General features: G+C 68.9%; 15 protein-coding genes. 6 read left to right on the forward strand and 9 right to left on the reverse strand.

Annotated features, from left to right (window positions below):
* Positions 1-102: 102 nt before the first annotated feature.
* The gene (gene rodA / locus ACIPRI_RS03290; protein ID WP_446588456.1) at positions 103-1,281 is read right to left on the reverse strand and encodes a rod shape-determining protein RodA; all 1,179 of its coding nucleotides are present in this window, start codon (positions 1,279-1,281) and stop codon (positions 103-105) included.
* Between the two features lie 64 nt (positions 1,282-1,345).
* On the opposite strand from rodA, the gene ACIPRI_RS03295 reads away from it, so the two are divergent.
* The 5 genes from ACIPRI_RS03295 to ACIPRI_RS03315 all read left to right on the forward strand — a co-directional run bounded on the left by ACIPRI_RS03295 (position 1,346) and on the right by ACIPRI_RS03315 (position 6,872).
* Positions 1,346-1,945, forward strand: coding sequence for a YqiA/YcfP family alpha/beta fold hydrolase (locus ACIPRI_RS03295; RefSeq protein WP_446588458.1), 600 nt, complete (start codon positions 1,346-1,348; stop codon positions 1,943-1,945).
* A 14-nt stretch (positions 1,946-1,959) separates the two neighbouring features.
* Positions 1,960-4,095 (forward strand): ribonuclease catalytic domain-containing protein, encoded by a 2,136-nt coding sequence (locus ACIPRI_RS03300; protein WP_446588460.1) that lies wholly within the window; start codon positions 1,960-1,962, stop codon positions 4,093-4,095.
* On the forward strand, positions 4,092-4,952 hold the full coding sequence (locus tag ACIPRI_RS03305) for an energy transducer TonB (RefSeq protein ID WP_446588463.1): 861 nt from the start codon (positions 4,092-4,094) through the stop codon (positions 4,950-4,952). The genes ACIPRI_RS03300 and ACIPRI_RS03305 overlap by 4 nt, the downstream gene beginning before the upstream one ends.
* Positions 4,953-4,966: 14 nt before the next feature.
* Positions 4,967-5,806: a shikimate dehydrogenase gene (gene aroE, locus ACIPRI_RS03310; protein WP_446588465.1), complete on the forward strand. Its 840-nt coding sequence runs from the start codon at positions 4,967-4,969 to the stop codon at positions 5,804-5,806.
* Positions 5,807-6,074: 268 nt separating this feature from the next.
* Positions 6,075-6,872 carry an IclR family transcriptional regulator gene (locus ACIPRI_RS03315; RefSeq protein ID WP_446588467.1) on the forward strand — a complete coding sequence of 266 codons (798 nt, stop codon included), beginning with the start codon at positions 6,075-6,077 and terminating at the stop codon, positions 6,870-6,872.
* Positions 6,873-6,888: 16 nt separating this feature from the next.
* Here the strand turns inward: ACIPRI_RS03315 and ACIPRI_RS03320 are convergent, their stop codons facing one another.
* From ACIPRI_RS03320 to ACIPRI_RS03330, 3 genes are read right to left on the reverse strand one after another with little or no spacing between them, the layout of a single operon-like run.
* Complete coding sequence (locus ACIPRI_RS03320; protein WP_446588469.1) at positions 6,889-8,385, reverse strand: tripartite tricarboxylate transporter permease; 1,497 nt, start codon at positions 8,383-8,385, stop codon at positions 6,889-6,891.
* A 5-nt stretch (positions 8,386-8,390) separates the two neighbouring features.
* Entirely contained in the window at positions 8,391-8,864 is a 474-nt protein-coding gene (locus tag ACIPRI_RS03325; protein WP_446588471.1) for a tripartite tricarboxylate transporter TctB family protein, read from the reverse strand.
* The gene (locus ACIPRI_RS03330) at positions 8,861-9,865 is read right to left on the reverse strand and encodes a tripartite tricarboxylate transporter substrate binding protein (RefSeq protein ID WP_446588473.1); all 1,005 of its coding nucleotides are present in this window, start codon (positions 9,863-9,865) and stop codon (positions 8,861-8,863) included. The genes ACIPRI_RS03325 and ACIPRI_RS03330 overlap by 4 nt, the downstream gene beginning before the upstream one ends.
* A 135-nt stretch (positions 9,866-10,000) precedes the next feature.
* Between ACIPRI_RS03330 and nth the strand changes: the two genes are divergently transcribed.
* A complete protein-coding gene (gene nth, locus ACIPRI_RS03335) occupies positions 10,001-10,648 on the forward strand; it encodes an endonuclease III (RefSeq protein ID WP_446588475.1) in 648 nt (215 codons plus the stop codon).
* 4 nt (positions 10,649-10,652) lie between these two features.
* Here the strand turns inward: nth and ACIPRI_RS03340 are convergent, their stop codons facing one another.
* Genes ACIPRI_RS03340 through ACIPRI_RS03360 form a run of 5 tightly spaced genes read right to left on the reverse strand, consistent with a single transcriptional unit; the run spans position 10,653 to position 15,400 of the window.
* Positions 10,653-11,207, reverse strand: coding sequence for a histidine phosphatase family protein (locus tag ACIPRI_RS03340; RefSeq protein WP_446588477.1), 555 nt, complete (start codon positions 11,205-11,207; stop codon positions 10,653-10,655).
* A gap of 16 nt (positions 11,208-11,223) precedes the next feature.
* Positions 11,224-12,018, reverse strand: a complete 795-nt coding sequence (locus ACIPRI_RS03345; RefSeq protein WP_446588479.1) for an adenosylcobinamide-GDP ribazoletransferase — start codon at positions 12,016-12,018, stop codon at positions 11,224-11,226.
* The gene (gene cobT, locus ACIPRI_RS03350) at positions 12,015-13,106 is read right to left on the reverse strand and encodes a nicotinate-nucleotide--dimethylbenzimidazole phosphoribosyltransferase (RefSeq protein WP_446588481.1); all 1,092 of its coding nucleotides are present in this window, start codon (positions 13,104-13,106) and stop codon (positions 12,015-12,017) included. Before cobT ends, ACIPRI_RS03345 begins: the two co-directional genes overlap by 4 nt.
* Entirely contained in the window at positions 13,107-14,567 is a 1,461-nt protein-coding gene (locus tag ACIPRI_RS03355; protein ID WP_446588483.1) for a cobyric acid synthase, read from the reverse strand. It abuts the gene before it with no gap.
* 38 nt (positions 14,568-14,605) lie between these two features.
* Positions 14,606-15,400: a fumarylacetoacetate hydrolase family protein gene (locus ACIPRI_RS03360; RefSeq protein ID WP_446588485.1), complete on the reverse strand. Its 795-nt coding sequence runs from the start codon at positions 15,398-15,400 to the stop codon at positions 14,606-14,608.
* Between the last annotated feature and the right edge of the window lie 106 nt (positions 15,401-15,506).

Below are 15,506 nucleotides of genomic sequence, written 5' to 3' on the forward strand. Positions count from 1 at the left end.
ATTCTCCACCCTCCGAGGGGGAGACCACATCTGCGGCCTGGCAAAGCCAGTTCCGCGGTGTGTCGCTAGCGACGGCTGTGCGCGGTTTGGGCGCTGCACGCGCTAGCCGATCTCGATTCGGTCGGGGTTCTTGGCGGCGAGCTTCTTGGCGCGGGAGATGGACATCAGGATACCGAGGCCCAGCCCGAGGGTCACCATGGCCGTGCCGCCGTAGCTGATGAAGGGCAGCGGCACGCCCACCACCGGCAGGATGCCGCTCACCATGCCCATGTTGACGAAGGCATAGGTGAAGAAAATCATGGTGACGGCGCCGGCCATCAGGCGCGAGAACAGGGTCGGCGCGTCGATGGCGATGAACAGGCCACGCATGATGAGGAACAGGAAGGCGCAGATCAGAAAGAGATTGCCCACCAGCCCGAACTCCTCGGAATAGGCGGCAAAGATGAAGTCGGTGGTGCGCTCCGGGATGAACTCCAGGTGGGTCTGCGTGCCCTGCATGAAGCCCTTGCCGCCGACGCCCCCCGAGCCGATCGCGATCATTCCCTGGATGATGTGAAAGCCCTTGCCCAGCGGGTCCTTGGTGGGGTCGAGCAGGGTGCAGATGCGCTGCTTCTGGTATTCGTGCAGCACCTTCCAGTCGAAGCCGTCGGCGCACAGGGTGGGCTCGAAGCTCACGATCAACGCCACCGCCACGATGCCGATCGCCACCGGCGGCACGATCAGCTTCCACGACAACCCGGCAAAGAAGATCACCGACAAGCCCGCCGCCATCACCAGCAGCGAGGTGCCCAGGTCGGGCTGCTTCATGATCAGGCCCACCGGCACCGCCAGCAGCACGGTGGCCACCACGAAGTCGAGTGCGCGCAGTTGCCCCTCGCGGCGCTGGAACCACCAGGCCAGCATCAGCGGCGTGGCGATCTTGAGAATCTCGCTGGGCTGGATCACCACGCCCACATTGACCCAGCGCGTGGCCCCCTTCTTGGTGATGCCGAACATGGCCACCGCCACCAGCAGCGCCACGCCCACGACGTAGATCGGCACCGCGAAGTTCATGATGCGTTGCGGCGGCACCTGCGCCACCACGAACATGATGAAGCCGGCCAGGAGCATGTTGCGGCCATGGTCCGCAAAGCGGGTGCCGTGATCGAAACCCGAGGAATACATGGTGACCATGCCGGCGCAGGCCAGCAACAAGACGGCAAAGGCCAGAAAGCCGTCATAACCCTGGAAGATGGGCGCGACGCGGCGCGCGAGCGAGGGCTGGTTGAAGGCGGCTGACATGGGGCCGCAATTATCCCCGCAGCCGACGGCCGACCGCCGCGAAGGGACGGATAGCATGGCCGCCATGCCGACGACGACCGCCACCACCCATCTGCTCTACCTGCACGGCTTTCGCTCCTCGCCACGCTCGGCCAAGGCGCAGGTCATGGCGCGCCATGTGGCCGCCCACCACCCGGCGCTGCATTGGTGGGCGCCGCAGCTGCCGCCCTCGCCGCGCGCTGCCATGGAACTGGTGATGGAAGGCACGCGCGACTGGCCACACGCCTCGATGGCGGTGGTGGGCTCGTCACTGGGCGGCTTCTACGCCACCCATGTGGCGGCCGCCACCGGCTGCCGAGCGGTGCTGCTCAACCCGGCCGTGAACCCGGCGCGCGACCTGGCACGCTACATCGGCGACCAGACACAGTGGCATGCGCCAGAAGTGCATTTCTACTTCCGCCCCGAATACATCGAGGAGCTGCGCGCGCTGGAAGTGGGGCCGCTGCAACATCCCGAGCGCTGCCTGGCGATCATCGCCAAGGGCGACGAAGTGCTGGATTGGCGCGAGATGACGGCGCGCCATACGGGCAGCCGGATCAAGCTGCTCGAGGGTGGTGACCATGCGCTGTCGGACTTCGAGTCGGCGCATCTGCGCGAGGTGGTGGAATTTCTGGCGCTGCCCTGAGGGACAATTGCCGGATGTTTGTATTGTTTGAAGAAGCCGGGAAATACCTCGGCGGGCGCGTGCTGTCGGAAGCGGAGTCCTCGGCCCAGGTCGAGCTCGACAGCGGCAAGCGGGTCAAGGTCAAGGCCGCCAACATCGTGCTGCGCTTCGAGAAGCCCGCGCCGGCGCAACTGCTGGCCGAGGCGCGCGAACTGGCCGCCGGCATGGACCTGGACCTGGCCTGGGAATTTGCGCCCGAGGGCGAATTCGGCTTTGCCGATCTGGCATCCGACTACTTCAGTACTCAGCCGAGCATCGCCCAGCAGGCGGCTGCCCTGCTGGCCCTGTTCGAAGCGCCGCACTATTTCCGCCGCGCCGGCAAGGGCCGTTTCAAGAAGGCGCCGGCCGAGATCGTGCAGCAGGCCCTGGCCGCCATCGAGAAGAAGAAGCAGATCCAGGCGCAGATCAGCGAGTGGGCCACGCAGCTGGCGGCCGGCAGCTGCCCGACGCCGGTGCGCGAGCAGCTCTACAAGATCCTGTTCAAGCCCGACAAGAACGCCCCCGAATACAAGGCCGTGGTGGAAGCCGCACGCGCCACGCATCGCCCGCCGCTCGAGCTGCTGGAGGCCGCCGGCGCCATCGATTCGCCCTACCAGTTCCACTGGAAGCGCTTCCTGTTCGAGAACTTCCCCAAGGGCACGGGCTTTCCGGCGCTCAGCGCGCCAGCGATCCAGGACGATCTGCCGCTGGCCGCCGTGCAGGCCTTTTCCATCGACGATTCGCACACCACCGAGATCGACGACGCGCTGTCGGTGCAGGGGCTGGGCAGCGGAACCATCACCGTGGGTGTGCACATCGCCGCGCCGGGCCTGGCGCTCACGCCCGGCAGCGCCATCGACCAGGTGGCGCGCGCGCGCATGTCCACCGTCTACATGCCGGGCCACAAGATCACCATGCTGCCCGACGAGGTGGTGGCCGCCTACACGCTGGAAGAAGGGCGCGACTGCCCCGCCGTGTCGCTCTACGCTCGCTTCGACGAGGCCAGCCTGACGCTGCAGGGCACCGAGACACGCTTGGAGCGCGTGCCGATCGTGGCCAATCTGCGCCACGACAAGCTCGACGCCTTCATCACCCAGGCCTGGCTGGAAGACCCGGCCGTGCCCGGCGCCGAGGTGCCGCAGCCGGCAGCGGGCCTGCGTGAGCCGCTGTCCTTCCTGTTCCGCCTGGCCAAGCACCTGAAGGCGCAGCGCGAGGTGGTGCGCGGCAAGCCGGAAAACTTCAACCGGCCCGACTACACCTTCCGCCTCATTCGCGACGCCGGGCCGCCCCAAGGCGCGAATCCCCCCTCGGGGGGCTTGGGGGCTCACAAGGTGGGCAGCGACGGCGAGCCCGACGGCAGCGAGCAGGTGCAGATCGGCACCCGTTCGCGCGGCGCGCCGCTGGACCTGATCGTCTCGGAAGCCATGATCCTGGCCAACAGCAGCTGGGGCGGCTGGCTGGGCGAACTCGGCGTGCCCGGGCTGTACCGCAGCCAGGCCAGCCTGGCGCCCGGCGTCAAGGTCCGCATGGGCACCAAGGCCCTGCCGCATGCCGGCCTGGGCGTGAAGAGCTATGCCTGGAGCACCTCGCCGCTGCGCCGCTACACCGACCTGGTGAACCAGTGGCAGATCATCGCGGCGGCACGCCACGGCAAGACGGCGGCGCTGGCCGCGCCCTTCAAGCCCAAGGACGCCGACCTGTTCTCCATCCTCTCGGGCTTCGACGCCGCCTACAGCACCTACAACGGCTACCAGGGCGCCATGGAGCGTTTCTGGACGCTGAAGTATCTGGCGCAGGAAGGCATCAGCGAAATCGAGGCCACCCTGATCAAGGACATTCCCAACGGCGCCCTGGCCCGTGCCGATTCGCTGCCGCTGGTGTTCTCCCTGACTGGCACCCAGGGCCTGGCGCGTGGTGCCCGTGTGCGCGCGCGCCTGACCGATATCGACGAGATCTCGCTGGACGTGCACGGCAGCGTGCTCGAGCGGCTGGATACGCCGCCCGCCGCGGTGGAAGAAGAATCCGGCGAAGACGAGGAAGAAGTCGCCGGCCCGCTGGCCATCGCGGTCGACCTCGACGAAGGTGAAGCCGCGAGCGAATCCCCCTCCTCCCCTGCCAACACAGCCGCATGAACCTGCGCGACCTCAGCACCCTGCAAATCGCGATCGGCATTTCGGTGCTGGCGCACGCTGCCTTGCTCGCCGTGCGTTTCGTCGACCCGCAGGCCTTCAACCGCGTGTTCGAGGACACCGCGCTCGAAGTGATCCTGGTGAACGCCAGGACCAACGAGAAGCCGGACAAGGCCCGCGCCATTGCCCAGACCTCGCTGGCCGGCGGCGGCGACCTGGAACGCGGCCGCGCCACCAGCCCGCTACCGCCCTCGGCCTTCACCGCCGTCGGCGATTCGCTGGATGACGCGCAGCGCCAGATCGAGGCCATGCAGGCGCAGCAGATGCTGCTCCTGGCGCAGCTCAAGCAGCAGGTGGCTGCCATGCCGCTGCCCGATCCGCGCAACCCCGGCGCACCGACCGAGAACAAGGCACAGGACGAGAAGCGCAAGCAATTGGTGGAGCTGCTGGCCGAGATCGAGCGCCGGGTGAACGAGGAGAACGCGCGCCCGCGCAAACGCTACGTGAGCCCCGCCACCCGAGAGGCGGCCTACGCGGTCTACGTCGATCAGCTGCGCCGGCGCATCGAGGCGCGCGGCACCGAGAACTTCCCCACCGCCGCCGGCAAGAAGCTGTATGGCGAACTCACCATGCTGGTGACGGTCAACTTCGACGGCAGCGTGCTGGGCACCGAAGTGGTGGAAGGCTCGGGCAACCAGCTCCTGGACCGGCGCGCCCAGGCCATCGTGCGCAGCATCGGCAACTTCGGCAAGTTCAGCGATGCGATGCGGCGCCAGACCGACCAGATCGTGCTGCCCTCGCGCTTCAAGTTCACGCGCGACGAGACGCTGGAAACGCAGGTGTCCTCGGGCAGGCCGTAGCGAGCGCACACAACATGGATCTCTATTGCGTGATGGGCAACCCGGTCGAGCACAGCCGCTCGCCCTGGATTCATGCCCGCTTTGCCGAACTGACCGGGCAAGCGCTCGAATACGGCCGGCGTCTGGTGCCGATCGACGGCTTCGCGCAAGCGCTGGCGGAATTTCGTGCCGACACGACGAACGGCACGGCGCGCGGCTGCAACATCACCGTGCCCTTCAAGTTCGACGCGGCCGCGGTTGCGCAGCACCTCAGCCCCCGCGCGGTGCTGGCGCAGGCGGTGAACTGCCTGAGCTTTCGTGACGACGGCATCCACGCCGACAACACCGATGGCGTCGGCCTGGTGAACGACATCACGCTGCATGCCGGCGTGGCGCTGGCCGGCCACGACGTGCTGCTGATCGGCGCCGGCGGCGCCTCGGCCGGCGTGTTGGGCCCCTTGCTCGAATCCGGCGCGCGCCGCGTGGTGGTGGCCAACCGCACCCTGGCCAAGGCCATCACGCTGGTGCAGCGGCATGCGGCCGTCGCCCTGCCCCATCACGCCGACGTCGAGGCGCAGGCCCTGCAGGACATCGACGGCAGCTTCGACGTGGTGATCAACGCCAGCGCCTCCAGCCTGGCAGGCGATGCCGTGCCGGTGGCGGCCAGCGTGCTCAAGCCCGGCGCCCTGGCCGTCGACATGATGTATGGCCCCGCCGCGGCCGGCTTCCTGGCCTGGGCACGCGAGAACGGCGCCACGCCGCGCGACGGACTGGGCATGCTGGTCGAGCAGGCGGCAGAAGCCTTTCAGATCTGGCGCGGCGTGCGGCCGCCCTCGGCCCAGGTCCTGGCCGAGCTGCGCGCCATCGTGGGCTAGGGCCTGTTCACACTACATACGGAGTCGCGAAGGCATGCCAAAGCGGGCAAATCAAGGCGCACGACGCCGCGTGTGCGCCGGCACACGCAAGGCGTGCAACGCGGAGTTGGCCGCTTTGGCATGCCTTCCCTCCGGGTTGGCCCGCATTGGGGCCGTCTGCGGCGTTGCCCGCGCTTGCAATGCTTCAGCATTGCTGCGCGCGGGCGCCTTGCATCCAGCCCCAATGCGGGCCAACGCGATCTCCGTTTGTAGTGTGAACAGGCCCTAGATGAAGGACCACGACGACCTGCGCCGCGTCCGCGAAGAAGACCCCTACTTCGCCGGCACGCTGGCGAAGGGCCTGCTGATCCTGCAGACCTTCGTGAGCGACCCGCGCGCGCATGCCAACAGCGAGTTCGCGGCCAAGCTCGGCCTGTCGCGCCCCACCGTGTCGCGCCTGTGCCGCAGCCTGCGCACGCTCGGCTTCCTCGACCACGACGAGCGGCTGGACCGCTACTTCATCGGCCCCGCCGCCGTCACGCTGGGCTACCCCTACGTGATCAACACGCCCATGCTGGGATCGCTGCGCCCGGCCATGCAGCAGCTGGCCGACCGCATCGAGGGCGCGGTATCGGTCGGCGTGACGATGGACCTGGACGTGGTCTACGTCGAGACCTGCACCTACGAGGAAGGAACGCTCAAGCGCCCCGGCGTGGGCGCCGTGCGCGGCATCCTCGAAACCGCCATGGGCCGCGCCTGGCTGGCGCAGCTGCCGGCCGGCGAGCGCGAGGCCTTCCTGTCACGCGTGCGGCGCGAGCGCCCCGACGAGTTCACCCGCTGCAGCGAGGGCGCGCGCGAAAGCGTGGCGCACTATGCCAAGCGCGGCTTCGCCATCAACCTGGGCGACGCCGGCTTCGGCGTGCTGGCGGTCGGCGTGGCCGCGCGCCTGCACTACGGCCCGCGCCGGCTGCTGTTCAACTGCGCGGTGCCCGGCCTTCGCACGAAGAAGGCGCAGTTGCTCGACACCATCGGGCCGGGGCTGATGCAGCTGGTGGGCGCGGCAGACCGGCAATCAGGCTTGCGCTGAACACCGAAGCCCGCCGCTACGCCTGCGCGCGCCGCCCGAACGAGCGCTTGAAGAGCGGCACGACCCAGACCAGCAGGGTCACGATCGCCAGCCCGACCGCGATCGGTCGGTTCACGAAGCCCAGCAAGCTGCCGTCCGACTTGATCACCGAGGTGATGAAATTCTCTTCCAGCATGCCGCCCAGCACCACGCCCAGGATGGCCGGCGCGATCGGAAAGCCGTTCTCTTCCAAGAGCCAGGCCAGCACGCCGGCCACCAGCATCACGCCCACGTCGAACAGCGAGTTGTTGATGGCGAAGGTGCCGACAATGCAGAACAGCAGAATGATCGGCATCAGCACGTTGCGCGGCACCTTCAAGATGCGCTTGGCCACCTTGATGCACAGGATGCCCAGCGGAATCATGATGATGTTGGCGATGATGAAGAGCATGAACACCGCATAGATGTTCTGCGGATTGGTGGTGAACAGCGTGGGCCCCGGGTTCAGGTTCTTCATGTAGAGCACGCCGATCACGATGGCCGTGATCGAGTCGCCCGGAATGCCGAACACCAGCGCCGGAATCCAGGCCCCGGCCAGCGCGCTGTTGTTGGCGGCGCCGGATTCGACGATGCCCTCCGGATGGCCGGTGCCGAACTTCTGCGGCTCCTTGGAGAACTTCTTGCTCATGGCGTAGGACATCCAGGCCGCGATGTCGGCGCCGGCGCCGGGCAGTGCGCCCACCGCCGTGCCCAGCGTGCTGCCGCGCAGGATCTGCAGCGGGTACTTCTTCGCCAGCGCCCACTGGCCCCGCAGCACGCCGCCCACCTTCTCCACCACCAGTTCGCCCGGCGGCAAGGTGTCGACCGCATGCCGGATCACCTCGGAGATGGCGAACATGCCGATCATCATCGGGATCATGCCGATGCCGCCAGTCATCTCGGTGTTGCCGAAGGTGAAGCGCGGAAAGCCCGCCGGATTGCCCAGGCCCACGCACGCCACCAAGAGGCCCAGCAGCAAGGTGACCAGGCCCTTGAGCGGCCGGTCGGAGGTGATGAAGACGGCACAGGTCAGGCCCAGCAGCACCAGCCAGAAGTATTCGAAGGACGAGAAGTTGAGCGCGAACTCGGCCAGCGCCGGCGAGGCCACGATCAGCACCGCGGTGCCGAACAGGCCGCCGACGGCGGAGAACACCAGGCCCGCGCCCAGCGCCAGCTCGGCCTGGCCCTTGCGCGTCATGGCGAAGGCTTCGTCGGTGTAGGCGGCCGAGGCCGGCGTGCCGGGAATGCGCAGCAGGCAGCCGGGGATGTCGCCGGAGAAGATCGCCATCGCGGTGGCCGTGACCATGGCGGCAATGGCCGGGATGGGCGCCATGAAGAAGGTCACCGGCACCAGCAGCGCCACCGCCATGGTGGCCGACAGGCCCGGCACCGCGCCGACAAAAAGTCCGTAGAGCGAGGCGATCACCATCACCACCAGGGTGGTGGGCTCGAACACCATCGCGAAGGCCTGGGCGAGCGCAGCGGTCGTCAGCATCGGCGCTACCAGGCGATGGGCGTCAGCACGCCCCAGGGCAGCGGCACCCGCAGCAGCTTGTAGAAGGCGAAGTGGATGAGCAGCGAGGCCAGCACGGCCACCAGCAGCGAGCGACCGGGCGCCACGCCCAGCGCCAGCATCAGTGCGAACAGCAGCAGCGAGGCGCAGATCAGGAAGCCCAGCGCCTGCGAGGCCAGCATGTAGAACAGGACGCCGGCAATCACGGTGCAAAGCGCCAGCACGTGGCGCGGCGAACGCGCCCAGTCGCCCAGGCGCAGCCAGGGCGCGGCAGCGCGCTCACGCCAGCCGCGCAGCATCAACAGCGCGCCGCTCACGCAAAGCCCCACCGCGATCAGACCGGGGAAGAGGGCCGGCCCGACCTGCTGCCCCGGGATCTTGGGGTAGCCCTGCACGACAAGCAGCACCGCCAGGCCCAGCGCCAGCAGCAAGGCGCCGAAGATCGCGTCGTTCAGCTTCATTTGGCGATGCCGACCGCCTTCATCGTCGCACCCAGCTCGGCATCCGACTTGGCCATGAACTTGCCGAAGTCTTCCGGCCCGGCATAGGTCACGCCGAAGCCGCGCGAGGCCATGAATTCGGTGTACTCCTTGCTGGCCGCCACCTTCTTGACGGCAGCGGCCAACTTGTCGCGCGCGTCATTGGGAATGCCCTTGGGCGCCACGATGCCGCGCCAGGCGGCCATGGTCCAGTCGCTGCCGATGGCGGCCTTGAGCGTGGGCACGTTGGGGTACAGCCCCGCCGGCTTGTCGGCCATGATGGCCAGACTCTTGACCTTGCCGGCATCGATCAGCGAGCGCGCCTCGGGCAACGAGACCGGCGCGATGTCGACGCCACCCGCCACCATGTCCTGCAGGCCGGGCGCCGCGCCGTTGCTGGGCACCCAGGGCACGGCCGCCGGATCGATCTTCTGGTCGCGCAGCAAGCCGGCGATGGCCAGGTGCCAGATGCCGCCCTGCCCCGTGCCGGAGGCCTTGTGCTTGCCGGGGTTGGCCTTGATCGCCGCCAGCAGCTCGGCGAGGCTCTTGTAGGGCGCGTCGGCGCGCACCTGGATGCCGGCCGGGTCGGCATTGACCAGGCCGATCGGCGTGTAGGAAGCGCCGGTCAGCTCGGTGAGGCCCTGCCAATGCATCATGCCGATCTCCACCGTGGCCAGGCCGATGGTGTAGCCGTCCGGCGCGGCCGAGGCGATGGCGGCATGCCCCACCACGCCGCTGCCGCCGGTGCGGTTGACCACCGTGACCGGCTGGCCCAGGTCTTTCTCGAGCAGGCTGGCGATGATGCGGGCGGTGGCGTCGGTGCCGCCACCGGCGCCCCAGGGCACGATGAGCGTGATGGGCCGCGTCGGGTAACCCTGCGCCAGCGCGGGCGCAGCGGCACTCAGCAAGACCAGGCCGCCGAGGGCGGCACTCGCCAGGTGCGCCAGGCGCGAGAAGAAGGAACGGCGTGAACGAGCGTGCATGCATGTCTCCTGTCATTCTTGGACAGCGATCTTTTTCGCACGCATTGGCGCGGCCGGCACTAGGCGAATCACGGGCTTGCAGTGCCCCAGGCCCTGTGGTGTGAAATCGGTTTCCTGGGGCATCATCGCGCGCCCATGAAAAAAGAAAACATCGTCCCCTTCTTCGCCACCTTGCACGCGGCCAACCCAACGCCCGAGACCGAGCTGGAATACGGCACGCCCTTCGAGCTGCTGGCCGCCGTGCTGCTGTCGGCGCAGGCCACCGACGTGGGCGTGAACAAGGCCACCCGCAAGCTCTTTCCGGTGGCCAACACGCCGCAGGCCATCGTCGATCTGGGCGTCGAAGGACTCGAGGAATACATCAAGACCATCGGCCTGTACCGCAGCAAGGCAAAGCACCTGGTCGAGGCCAGCCGCATGCTGCTGGAACTGCATGGCGGCGAGGTGCCGGCGACCCGTGCCGAGCTGGAGGCGCTGCCGGGCGTTGGCCGCAAGACGGCCAACGTGGTGCTCAACGTGGCTTTCGGCGAAGCCACCATTGCGGTGGACACGCACATCTTTCGCGTCGGCAACCGCACCGGCCTGGCACCGGGCAAGACGCCGCTCGAGGTGGAACTGAAGCTCGAAAAGCGTGTGCCGCCCGAATACCGGCTGCATGCGCACCATTGGCTGATCCTCTTGGGCCGCTACGTCTGCGTGGCGCGCAAGCCCAAGTGCTGGGAATGCGCGGTGGCGACCTTCTGCGACTACAAGCCCAAGACGCCGGCGCCCAAGGCCCGGTGAACCTTCAGGTCGCCTCGATCAGCACCAGCTCGCCCATGGCGATGGTGCGCGTCGGCCAGCGGTCGGCCCGCTCCACCTTGCGCACGCCCTCGTGCAGCAGCAGCACGGCGCGGATCACGCCGGCATGGGTGACCCAGGCCGCGTCCTGGCCGCTGGCGCGCCAGTCGTCGTAGGCATCGCCCACGCGGTCCATGAATCCGTTGGTGCTTTCGCCGCTCCCGCCGGCCGGCGCATGCGCGAAGTCGCGCAGCCAGTCGTCGAACTCGGCGCGCGGGATGTCGTTCCAGGCGCGGCCCTCCCAATCGCCGAAATTCATCTCGGCAATGCGCGTGTCGAACTGCGCCTGCAGGTCCAGGCGCAGCGCCTCCAGTGCAAAAGCCAGCTGCGCGCAGCGCGCGAGCGGCGAGGCATAGAAGTCCAGGCCGGCCGGCAGCTGCGAAGCGGCGCGGGCAGCGATCTCGCGCGAGTGCCGCTCCGAGGCCTTGATGTCCGAGGCGCCATAGCAAGTGCCTTCGGCGCATTCCACCGGACCGTGCCGCAGCAGCCACAGCTTGGTCATGGAACGGCCCGGGGGCTCATGTCGTCCGCACCGCCAATGCCAGGTAGATGGCCAGCTCGCACACCTGCTGGGTGGCGCCCAGGCAGTCGCCGGTGAAGCCCGCAAGCCGCGATCGGAAGCGATGAATGAGCCAGCCAGTGGCGGCGGCCAGCAGCACACCAGCCGCCAGCACATTGGCCAGCGGCTGCGTCGTCCACAGCAGCAGCACCGCCGGCAGCGACCAGGCAGCCGCCACCGCCAGCGAGCCGGCGCTGACGGCATCGGCCAGCGGCTTGGACTTGCCGGCCTCGCCGCCCACGTAGGGCAGCGCGCGCATCACGAACAGGGGCGCGAAGCGCGCCAGCACGTGCGCCGCCAGCACGGCCGCCGCCGCGCCGAGTTCGTCCTGTCCGGCCAGCACCGCCAGCAGCGCCGCCTTGAGGCCGATGGCCAGCACCAGCGCGATGGCGCCGAAGGCACCGACGCGCGAGTCCTTCATGATCTCCAGCGCGCGCAGCCGCTCCCGCGAACCGCCCAGACCATCGGCCACGTCGGCCAGCCCGTCTTCATGGAAGGCGCCAGTCAGCCAGACGGTGGCGACGATGCACAGAAGCGCCGCCGCCAGCGCCCCGGCCTCGCCCGGCAGAAGGACCAGCGCCAGGCCGAACACCGCGGCGCCGACGGCGCCCACCACCCAGCCCACGCCCGGGAAGTGCCCGGCGCTTTCGCGCAGCATGGCCGGGCTGTAGCCGACCCATTGCGCCAGCGCGCCGGTGACCGGGATGCGGGTGAAGAACTGCAGGGCCAGCAGGAAGTGGCGGACACCGCTCAAGGTGTTGCCCCCACGGCACCGCCCTCACCGCCCTCTTCTTCCTTGCGCGACACGCCGGCCGCCTCGAAGCTGGCCATCTCGCGCAGGATGCGGGTGGCCGATTCGAGCAGCGGCCAGGCCAGCGCCGCGCCGGAGCCTTCGCCCAGGCGCAGCTCCAGCCGCAGCAGCGGCACCAGGCCCAACTGGCGCAAGAGCAGGGCATGCCCGGGCTCGGCCGATTCGTGCGCGGCCACGCAGCGCTGCACCACCGCCGGCTGCAGGGCCTGCGCCACCAGCACGGCAGCGCCGGTGATGAAGCCGTCGATCACGATCACGCGCCGCTGAACCGCCGCCTCCAGCACCGCGCCGACCAGGGTCGCGATCTCGAAGCCGCCGAAGGCCGCCAGCGCCGCCAGCGGCGCGCGCGCGCCTTCGTGCAGTGCCAGCACCTCGGCCAGCACGGCGCGCTTGCGCGCCATGCCGGAGGCGTCCAGCCCGGTGCCGGCACCCACGCAGGCATCCAGTTCGACGCCAGCGAGGCGCGCCAGCAGCAGCGAAGCCGCCGAGGAGTTGCCGATGCCCATCTCGCCCAGCAACAACGCATTGCCCGGCAGGCCGCGCACGATCTCGCGGCCGTTGCGGATCGCCTCGTTGCATTGCGCCTGGCTCATGGCCGGGCCCGCCGACGCGTCGGCCGTGCCCGGCGCGATCTTGCGGATCAAGAGGCCGGGCTGCGGCTCGAAGTCGTGGCGCACGCCGCAATCGACCACCGTCAGCGCCAACGCGTGCTGGCGCGCCAGCACGCTCACCGCGGCCCCGCCTTGCAGGAAGTTGTGCACCATCTGCCAGGTGACGTCGCTCGGATAGGCCGAGACGCCGCGCGCCGCCAACCCATGGTCGCCGGCGCACACCAGCATCTGCGGTGCTTGCAGGCACGGCTGCGTATCGCCCAGCACTTGGCCGATGCGCAGCGCGAGCGCCTCCAGCCGGCCCAGCGCGCCCACCGGCTTGGTCTTGTTGTCGAGCGCGCGCAGGAGCGCCGCGGAAAGGGCCGTGTCGTGCAGGTCGGCAACGGCGGGAATGCGTTGTTCTTGGCTTGTTGTTGTCATTCAGTCGATCAGGCCGGGCAGCACGCCGGCGTCGAAATGTTGGTCAATGAAATCGGCGAGGCCGTCGAAAACGTTGTCCAAGGTCGGCACCTGCGAACCATACAACGCGCGCAGCACTTTCGCATCTTCGAACAGGCCGTGCAGGTAGCAGCCCAGCACATTGCCGGCGGCGTTGCGCCAGCCCAGGCCATCGGGCAGCACGGCGTGCGCCAGCTCGCCCGCCGCCGCCAGCGCCGGATGCTGGGCCGTCTGGCCATGGTGGATCTCGTAGCCCTGCAGCGCCACGCCAGACAGCGCGGCCCACGGGCCCGGCACGTTGCCGCCAAAGACGGCTTCGCGCCGGCGCACCGTCTTGTCGCGCTCGAACACCGTCACCAGGGGCAAGAGGCCCAGGCCCGGCGCGTTGCCGTCGATGCCGTGCGGATCGATCAGCGCCTCGCCCAGCATCTGCAGCCCGCCGCAGATGCCCAGCACGGCGCCGCCGGCCTGCGCATGCGCGGCGACGGCGCGGTCCAGCCCTTGCGTGCGCAGCCAGGCCAGATCGCCGCTGGTGTTCTTCGAGCCGGGCAGCACGATGGTGTGGGCGCCTTCCAGCTCGGCCGGCGTGCGCACCCAGCGCAGGCGGATGCCGGGCAGGCCGGCCAGCGGCTGGAACTCGTCGAGGTTGCTGATGCGCGGATAGGCGATCACCGCCACGGTGCGTGCCGTGCCGTCGTGCACGGCCGCGCCGTGTGCGCCTTGGTCGTACAAACCGTCTTCTTCGGGCAGGCCGTGCTGCCACCACATGGGCAGCGTCGCCACGGTGGGCACGCCGGTCAGGCGCTCCAGGTCCTGCGGCGCCGGCGCCAGCAGCGAGGCGTCGCCGCGGAAGCGGTTGAGCACGAAGCCGCGCAGCATCTGCCGGTCTTGTGGCGGCATCAGCGCCCAGGTGCCGTACAGGTGGGCGAAGGCGCCGCCGCGGTCGATGTCGGTCACCAGCAGGCAGCGCGCGTCGGCATGGCGCGCCACCCGCAGGTTGACGATGTCGGACGCCATCAGGTTGATCTCGGCCGGCGAGCCAGCCCCTTCGATCACCACCAGGTCGTTCTCTTCGCGCAATTCATCGAGCGAGCGCGCGATCTGCGGCCAGACCCGTTCGCTGCGGCCGCGCCAGGGCATGGCGGTGAGTTCTTCGTGGACCTGGCCGAGCAGCACCACCTGGCTGTGGGTGTCGCGCTCGGGCTTGAGCAAGAGCGGGTTCATCCGCACGTCGGGCACGGCGCGCGCCGCCAGCGCCTGGAAGTACTGCGCGCTGCCGATCTCGCCGCCCTCCACCACGCGGGCGTTGTTGCTCATGTTCTGCGCCTTGAAGGGCGCCACCTTGAGGCCACGCCGCGCATACCAGCGGCACAGGGCCGTGGCCAGCCAACTCTTGCCGGCGCCGCTGGTCGTGCCCAGCACCATCACACATCGGGATTTCATTGACCCGAGTGTGCATGACGGCGAGCAGCTTGCAGCGGCTAGACCACCCGCACCGAGAGGTTCGGCAAGCCGTCGATATGGATCTCGATCAGGTCGCCGCGCACCACCGGGCCGACGTTCTCCGGCGTGCCCGAATAGATGATGTCGCCCGGCATCAGCTCGAAGGCCTGCGAAAGCCGGCTGATCTGCTCGGCCACCGACCAGATCATGTGCTTGAGCGTCGCGTTCTGCTTGGTCTGGCCATTGACCTTGAGCCAGATCGCACCATCGGCGAAGTGCCCGACCTGGCCGACGGGATGGATCGGGCCCACCGGGGCCGAGTGATCGAAGCTCTTGCCAATCTCCCAGGGTTTCTTCTGGTCGCCCATCTCGCGCTGCAGGTCGCGGCGCGTCATGTCCAGGCCCAGCGAATAGCCGTAGACATGGTCCAGCGCGCTGGCGATCGGGATGTTGCGGCCGCCCTTGGCGAGGGCCACCACCAGTTCCACCTCGTAGTGGTAGTTCTTGGTCAGGCTCGGATAGGGATGGTCGGCCACCGTGCCGGGCTGCACCACCTGGATCGCGTCGGCCGGCTTCTGGAAGAAGAAGGGCGGCTCGCGCGTCGGGTCGGAACCCATCTCGCGCGCATGCGCCGCGTAGTTGCGGCCGATGCAATAGACGCGGCGCACCGGAAAGGCCTGGGTACTGCCGGCGATCGGGATGGTCGTCGACTCGATCTGGAAAGGCGTGCCGGGCGAGCGCGCGGCGCCTGCCGGCAACGCGCAACCGCCGAGGGCACCGCCGGCGGCCGCGACGGCCGATGCGGCCAACAGGCCGCGACGTGAACTGGACATGCTGTCTCCTAAGCTTGGAATAACCGGCCCATCTTGCAAGCCCACGGCAGCGCTGTGCCGCACGCATCTACGCAAAAGCAGGACTGCGGCAACACAGCAGCGGCAC

Source organism: Variovorax sp. LARHSF232 (genome assembly GCF_052871435.1).

Coding starts and splice junctions, on each gene's coding strand:
- ACIPRI_RS03320 (WP_446588469.1), bottom strand. CDS start 8,385: ATGCTGACGACCGCTGCGCTCGCCCAGGCCTTCGCGATGGTGTTCGAG.
- ACIPRI_RS03295 (WP_446588458.1), top strand. CDS start 1,346: ATGCCGACGACGACCGCCACCACCCATCTGCTCTACCTGCACGGCTTT.
- aroE (WP_446588465.1), top strand. CDS start 4,967: ATGGATCTCTATTGCGTGATGGGCAACCCGGTCGAGCACAGCCGCTCG.
- cobT (WP_446588481.1), bottom strand. CDS start 13,106: ATGACAACAACAAGCCAAGAACAACGCATTCCCGCCGTTGCCGACCTG.
- ACIPRI_RS03315 (WP_446588467.1), top strand. CDS start 6,075: ATGAAGGACCACGACGACCTGCGCCGCGTCCGCGAAGAAGACCCCTAC.
- ACIPRI_RS03300 (WP_446588460.1), top strand. CDS start 1,960: ATGTTTGTATTGTTTGAAGAAGCCGGGAAATACCTCGGCGGGCGCGTG.
- ACIPRI_RS03355 (WP_446588483.1), bottom strand. CDS start 14,567: ATGAAATCCCGATGTGTGATGGTGCTGGGCACGACCAGCGGCGCCGGC.
- ACIPRI_RS03305 (WP_446588463.1), top strand. CDS start 4,092: ATGAACCTGCGCGACCTCAGCACCCTGCAAATCGCGATCGGCATTTCG.
- ACIPRI_RS03325 (WP_446588471.1), bottom strand. CDS start 8,864: ATGAAGCTGAACGACGCGATCTTCGGCGCCTTGCTGCTGGCGCTGGGC.
- nth (WP_446588475.1), top strand. CDS start 10,001: ATGAAAAAAGAAAACATCGTCCCCTTCTTCGCCACCTTGCACGCGGCC.
- rodA (WP_446588456.1), bottom strand. CDS start 1,281: ATGTCAGCCGCCTTCAACCAGCCCTCGCTCGCGCGCCGCGTCGCGCCC.
- ACIPRI_RS03340 (WP_446588477.1), bottom strand. CDS start 11,207: ATGACCAAGCTGTGGCTGCTGCGGCACGGTCCGGTGGAATGCGCCGAA.
- ACIPRI_RS03330 (WP_446588473.1), bottom strand. CDS start 9,865: ATGCACGCTCGTTCACGCCGTTCCTTCTTCTCGCGCCTGGCGCACCTG.
- ACIPRI_RS03360 (WP_446588485.1), bottom strand. CDS start 15,400: ATGTCCAGTTCACGTCGCGGCCTGTTGGCCGCATCGGCCGTCGCGGCC.